5 protein-coding genes and 1 pseudogene are annotated in these 5,852 nt (G+C 62.3%); 5 read left to right on the top strand and 1 reads right to left on the bottom strand.

The features are described 5' to 3' along the window. Positions 1-63: 63 nt before the first annotated feature. The 5 genes and pseudogenes from ACO41U_RS09775 (at position 64) to ACO41U_RS09755 (ending at position 5,057) form a co-directional block, all read left to right on the top strand. Positions 64-1,010 (top strand): annotated as a pseudogene (locus tag ACO41U_RS09775) (peptide ABC transporter substrate-binding protein). A gap of 82 nt (positions 1,011-1,092) precedes the next feature. Continuing rightward, the gene (locus ACO41U_RS09770) at positions 1,093-2,034 is read left to right on the top strand and encodes an ABC transporter permease (RefSeq protein WP_298779832.1); all 942 of its coding nucleotides are present in this window, start codon (positions 1,093-1,095) and stop codon (positions 2,032-2,034) included. Then, on the top strand, positions 2,027-3,037 hold the full coding sequence (gene opp3C / locus ACO41U_RS09765) for an oligopeptide ABC transporter permease (RefSeq protein ID WP_298779830.1): 1,011 nt from the start codon (positions 2,027-2,029) through the stop codon (positions 3,035-3,037). Before ACO41U_RS09770 ends, opp3C begins: the two co-directional genes overlap by 8 nt. 2 nt (positions 3,038-3,039) lie before the next feature. Next, the gene (locus tag ACO41U_RS09760) at positions 3,040-4,122 is read left to right on the top strand and encodes an ABC transporter ATP-binding protein (RefSeq protein WP_298779828.1); all 1,083 of its coding nucleotides are present in this window, start codon (positions 3,040-3,042) and stop codon (positions 4,120-4,122) included. Beyond that, a complete protein-coding gene (locus ACO41U_RS09755) occupies positions 4,119-5,057 on the top strand; it encodes an ABC transporter ATP-binding protein (RefSeq protein ID WP_298779826.1) in 939 nt (312 codons plus the stop codon). The genes ACO41U_RS09760 and ACO41U_RS09755 overlap by 4 nt, the downstream gene beginning before the upstream one ends. Before the next feature lie 366 nt (positions 5,058-5,423). Here ACO41U_RS09755 and ACO41U_RS09750 read toward each other — a convergent pair whose 3' ends face one another. Continuing rightward, entirely contained in the window at positions 5,424-5,702 is a 279-nt protein-coding gene (locus ACO41U_RS09750) for a type II toxin-antitoxin system RelE/ParE family toxin (protein WP_298779825.1), read from the bottom strand. Positions 5,703-5,852: the final 150 nt, after the last annotated feature.

The raw sequence follows: 5,852 nt of genomic DNA, 5'->3' as shown, positions 1-5,852 counted from the left end.
AACGTCCTCGCCAACGGCGCGTTCCAGCTGACCTACTGGGATCAGGGCGGCTCCCTCTCCACCGTGGAGCGCAACCCCTACTACTACGCCAGGGATGAGGTCAAGGTGGACGGCGTCTCCTTCGTGGTGATCAAGGACGCGCAGAGCGCCCTCCTGGCCTACCAGAACGGAGACGTCGACAAGATCGCGCTCACCGGCGAGCTGGTGGAGCAGTTCAAGGACGACCCCGAATGCCGCATCATCGACGGCAGCTTTTTGTGGTACGTGCTGTGCAACCACAAGAACAAGTTCCTCGCCAACCCGGACTTCCGCCTGGCCCTGGCCATGGGCTTCGACAAGCAGGAGCTGTCAGCGGCGTGCTGAAGGACGGCTCCCATCCGGCCGACTACTTCGTCCCCTCCATGCTCGCCACCGGCCCGGACGGCAAGGACTTCCGCGACGGAACGCCGACCTACCTGCACTACGACAAGGACAAGGCTCTGGAGCACTGGAACGCCGCGAAGAAGGCCCTGGGCTTCGAGAGCGTGGCGCTGTCGCTCCTCGTCGAGGACACGGAGTCCGCCATCGGCGTGGCGACGTACCTTCAGGACGCGCTCCAGAAGAACCTGCCCGGCCTTACGATCAACCTCGAGAGCATGGCCAAGAAGGCGCGCCTGCAGAGGGAGCGGGACCGGGAGTACGAGCTGTCCCTCACCCGCTGGGGCCCCGATTATGCGGACCCGATGACCTATCTGGACCAGTTCGTGAGCAACAAGACGAAGATCGGCTGGACCAACGCGCGCTACGACGAGATGATCAAGGAGGCCAGTTCGGGCAAGACCGCCCTCGACCCGGCGGCACGCTGGCAGCTCCTGAAGGACATCGAGGCCGAGCTCCTGAAGGAGGCGGCGATCCTCCCCGTGTACCAGAAGAACAGCGCCCTGTTGCAGAAGGCCTACCTCACGGGCATCGAGGAGCACGCCAGCATCGGCAACCTCTTCAAGCACGCGACGAAGGCCGTCAATCCATAGGGCAATAAGGCCTCCACTGCCAAAAGGGAGGAAGGCCGTCGGACGCCGTCCGCCGGCCTTCCTCATTCCGAGGGGTGCGATCATGAAAACATACATTGTCAAACGGGTGTTGACCGCAGCGGCCACGCTCTTCGCCATCGTGCTGGCGCTCTTTCTCATGCTGGAGCTGATGCCGGGCTCGCCCTTCAACGACGAAAAGCTGAGTCCGGAACAGGTGGCGGTCCTCAAGGAAAAGTACGGGTTGGACGGCCCGGTGCTGATTCGCTTCGCCCGATACGTCGGGCGGATGATGACCGGCGACTTGGGCGTTTCCTACAACATTCAGAAGAACGTCCCGGTGACCGAGATGATCCGGGCGCGCCTGCCCATCTCCATCCGCATCGGCCTTCAGGCCGTGTGCGTGGGGGCCGTCCTTGGCCTGCTGCTGGGGGTGCTGGCCGCGCTGCGCCACAACTCCATCGCGGACACGTTCAGCACCGTCATCTCCGTGCTGGGCGTAAGCGTCCCCTCTTTCGTGTTCGCCTTCGTCCTGCTCTACTACCTTGGCTTCAAGGCGGGTTGGTTCCCCATCCTGTACAAGGTCAACCGCCCCGTCGCCTCCACCATCCTGCCCACGTTGGCCCTCAGCATGTTCACCCTGGCCCAGATAGCCCGCTTCGCCCGCTCGGAGATGCTGGAGGCGTTGGGGAGCGAATACATGCTCTTCGCCCGGAGCAAGGGGCTCTCGCCGTTCCGCACGAACTTCGTCCACGCCCTGCGAAACGTCCTCATCCCCATCATCACGGTGCTCGCGCCCCTCGTCGTCAACCTCATGACGGGCAGCATGGTGGTGGAGAAGATATTCTCCATTCCGGGCGTCGGCAGCCTGCTGGTGACGGCGATACAGTCCAACGACTACAACGTCGTCATCAGCCTGACCTTCGTCTACTGCGTGCTGTACATCGGGCTGATGCTGGCGGTGGACCTGCTCTACGGCGTCATCGACCCCAGGATCCGGCTTGCGGGAGGGAAGCGCCATGACTGAACCCATCATCGAACCAGGACACGAGTTTGAGCGCATCGACGTTACCGACGCCGCCCACACCGACAAGGACTGCGCCAGCCAGCCGTTCTGGAGGGACGTCCTGTCCCGCTTCGCCAGGAACCGCGGCGCGGTCTTCGGGGCCGTGACGATCCTGGTCATCGTCGTCCTCGCCGCGTTCGGCCCCGGCATGAACGAACACGCCTACGACGACGTCAACATCCTCCACCAGAACCTGGCTCCACGCATCCCCGTCATCGAGAGGCTGGGCATCTTCGACGGAGGCGAGAGGCGCGTCAACCGATACCGACAAAAAGGACTGGACGACGTCTACTACTGGTTCGGAACGGACACCTTCGGCCGCGATCAGTGGACGCGAACCTGGATGGGGACGCGCATCTCCCTCTACATCGCCTTCGTCGCGGTGCTCATCGACATGCTGATCGGCATGAGCTACGGGCTCACCTCCGGTTACTTCGGCGGAGCGACGGACATGATCATGCAGCGCGTCCTCGAGGTCGTCAACGGCATCCCCACGCTCATCATCGTGACGCTCCTGATGCTCGTCATGCCGCCCGGCCTGAACTCCATCATCCTGGCCCTGCTCATCACGGGATGGGTCGGCATGAGCCGCGTCGCGCGGGCGCAGATGCTCAAGCTCCGGGAGCAGGAGTTCGTCCTCGCGTCCCGCACGCTGGGGGCGGGGCACTTCACCATCATCTTTCAGGACGTCCTGCCCAACATCTTCGGACAGCTCGTCACCATGTCCATGTTCTCCATCCCCAACGCCATCTTCTCCGAGGCGTTTCTGTCCTTCGTGGGGCTTGGGGTCCCCGCGCCCATGGCATCGCTGGGCTCCTTGATCAACGACGGCTACAAGTCCTTTCTGATGCACCCCTACATGCTGGTGTTCCCGGCCATGGTGCTGGCGCTCCTGATGTTGAGCTTCAACCTGCTGGCCGACGGCCTGCGCGACGCCTTCGACCCGAGGATGCAGGAGGTGTGATCATGGAGAATCGAGAACGCCCTTCGATGCTCCGCATCCGCGGCCTGCACATCAGCTTCCGCACGACGGCGGGGCGTGTGAACGCGATCCGCGGCGTGGACCTCGACCTGCGCCGCGGGGAAACGCTGGCCATCGTCGGGGAGTCCGGTTCGGGGAAGTCGGTCACTATGAAGGCCGTCATGGGCATCCTGAGCAGCAACGGCAAGCTGGAGAGCGGGACGATCGACTTCGCGCCTCCCGACGGGGGCGTCTGGCACATCATGGACATGTCCCAGTCCGAAATCCGCCGAGAGCTGGCGGGAAAGCGGATCGCCATGGTCTTTCAGGACCCCATGACGTCGCTCGACCCGACGATGTCCATCGGAGCGCAGCTCACGGAGGGGATGCGCCACCACTTCGGCACGCCGCGGCGCGAGGCGGAGGAAAGGGCGACGGCGCTGCTGCGCCGGGTGGGGATCACGGAGGCGGAGGCCTACATGAAGAGCTACCCGCACCAGCTCTCCGGCGGGATGAGACAGAGGGTCGTCATCGCCATCGCCCTCTCCTGCAGCCCGGACGTCCTCATCTGCGACGAGCCGACGACGGCCCTGGACGTCACGATCCAGGCGAAGATCCTGGAGATGATCCAGGACGTCCAGCGCGAGCGGGGCCTATCCGTGATCTACATCACCCACGACCTGGGCGTCGTCGCCAAGATCGCGGACTGCGTCAACGTGATGTACGCCGGAAAGATCGTTGAGAGCGGGACCGTGAACGACATCTTCTACGACCCGCGCCACCCCTACACCTGGGGCCTGCTCTCCTCCATTCCGGACCCCGATAGCCGGGACCGGAAGCTGTTCGCCATCCCCGGCTCCCCTCCCAACCTGCTCCACCCCGTTCGAGGCGACGCCTTTGCCCCGCGCAACCCCTACGCCCTCGGCATGGACTTCCTGGAGGAGCCGCCGGTATTCCGGGTCAGCTCCACCCACAGCGCCGCAACATGGCTCCTGGACCCGCGGGCCCCCAGGGTGGAGATGCCAGAGGAACTGCGCCGCCGCATCGAGGCCATGCAGCGGGGAAACGAGGCGGAGGTGAGGGCATGAGCGCGCTCCTAGAGGTAGAAGACCTGCGGCAGCATTTCAAAGTGTCGCGGAATTTCGTCGTGCGGGCGGTGGACGGCGTGAGCTTCCACATCGACCGGGGAGAAACCTTCGGCCTGGTGGGCGAGTCGGGATCGGGCAAGTCCACCATCGGGAGGACGATCATCCGCCTCTACGCGCCGACCTCAGGGCGCATCGTCATGGATGGAACGGACATCTCGGGGCGCCTCTCCGCGGCAGCGCTCAGACACCTGCGCACGCAGGTACAGATGATCTTTCAGGACCCCATGGCGTGTCTGAACCCACGCAAAAAGGTCATCGACATCGTGGCCGAGGGGCTGGACATCCACCACCTCTACGGCAGTTCAAAGGAACGTCGGGAGAAGGTGTACGGTGCCCTGGAAACGGTGGGATTGTCCGCTGAGCACGCCAATCGCTACCCCCACCAATTTTCGGGCGGCCAACGCCAGCGCATCGGCATCGCCCGCGCGTTGGTGATGGAGCCCTCCCTCATCATCGCCGACGAGCCCATCACAGCCCTCGACGTATCGATCCAGGCCCAGGTGGTGAACCTGCTGAAGGAAGTGCAGCAACGAACCGGCGTTTCCTACCTCTTTATCGCACACGACCTGTCCATGGTGAAGTACATCTCGAACCGGATCGGGGTGATGCATCAGGGGCGCCTCCTGGAAACGGGGACTCCGGCGGAGATATTCGATCGCCCCATCCACCCCTACACGCGCTCGCTCCTGTCGGCGATCCCTCTGCCGAACCCCGTCAAGGAGAAGAAGCGTCGCGCCATGGACTACGACCGCAGAGCTGCGGGAATCGAGTACGCGCAGGGCACGCTCCATGACGCCAGCGGCGCGCACCGCGTACTGGCCACCGACGCAGAATTCGAGCGCTGGTGCGCCCTTTCCCCCGACGCCACATCGTGACCTCACCTCGCGGCGACTGAGAGGATGACGAACGGGGGGCTCCATTGCCCCCCGCACCCTCAATCCTCCTCAGCTTTTTGGTCCCTGACTTGAGGACCACTACACCACGTTGCCCACCTCCTGACCGTGTGAAGAAAATCTCCTTTCATATGGTTTCATCGTGGACTGATACGGGATATCATGAAAAACAAAAGTGGAGGTAAGTAAAAACCCCCTCGCTGAGGGGGTTTTTCTATTCTCCAAATCCCTTTTGAAACTCGGGGAATTTTCGCTTCTGATGCCCCTGAAGAGACTAGGGGAGGTAGGTGGTACAGAATACCGATGAACCCGTTGGGTGTCTGGTAGCCGACGGGCCGATCGTACAGGCTATTTATTGAACAGATCGGAATGCGTGCCGGTACGCACCAAAACCAAGGTCAACGTATCCCGTTCAACCTGATAAATCAGGAGCCAGTCGGATGTTATATGACATTCCCTGAAACCTGACCAATCGCCTTTTAAAGGATGATCCCGCAAAAACTCGGGGAGAGCGGTGTTCTGTGCCAGCAACCTGACGACACGATCAAAGGCGGATAAGTCATAGCCTCGTTTTAACAGCAATCTCAGGTCTTTTTGTATTCTTGACGAAAATCGGAGCTTAAGCATTTGAGCCCAGCAGATCCTTCATCATTTCATCGACGTTGTCATAGGTTCTGCTGAGGTTGCGCCCCTCGAGAACGTCTTGCATAGCTGCAACGGTCTCTTCATTGGGCTCATGGGCCTCTCCACTTTCGAGCTCATTCAGGTAATGGACAA

It is taken from the genome of Fretibacterium sp. (assembly GCF_057312375.1).
Note: the sequence above shows the minus strand (reverse complement) of the source record. Positions and strands in the feature narration are given on the sequence as shown.

Coding starts and splice junctions, on each gene's coding strand:
- ACO41U_RS09755 (WP_298779826.1), top strand. CDS start 4,119: ATGAGCGCGCTCCTAGAGGTAGAAGACCTGCGGCAGCATTTCAAAGTG.
- ACO41U_RS09770 (WP_298779832.1), top strand. CDS start 1,093: ATGAAAACATACATTGTCAAACGGGTGTTGACCGCAGCGGCCACGCTC.
- ACO41U_RS09750 (WP_298779825.1), bottom strand. CDS start 5,702: ATGCTTAAGCTCCGATTTTCGTCAAGAATACAAAAAGACCTGAGATTG.
- ACO41U_RS09760 (WP_298779828.1), top strand. CDS start 3,040: ATGGAGAATCGAGAACGCCCTTCGATGCTCCGCATCCGCGGCCTGCAC.
- opp3C (WP_298779830.1), top strand. CDS start 2,027: ATGACTGAACCCATCATCGAACCAGGACACGAGTTTGAGCGCATCGAC.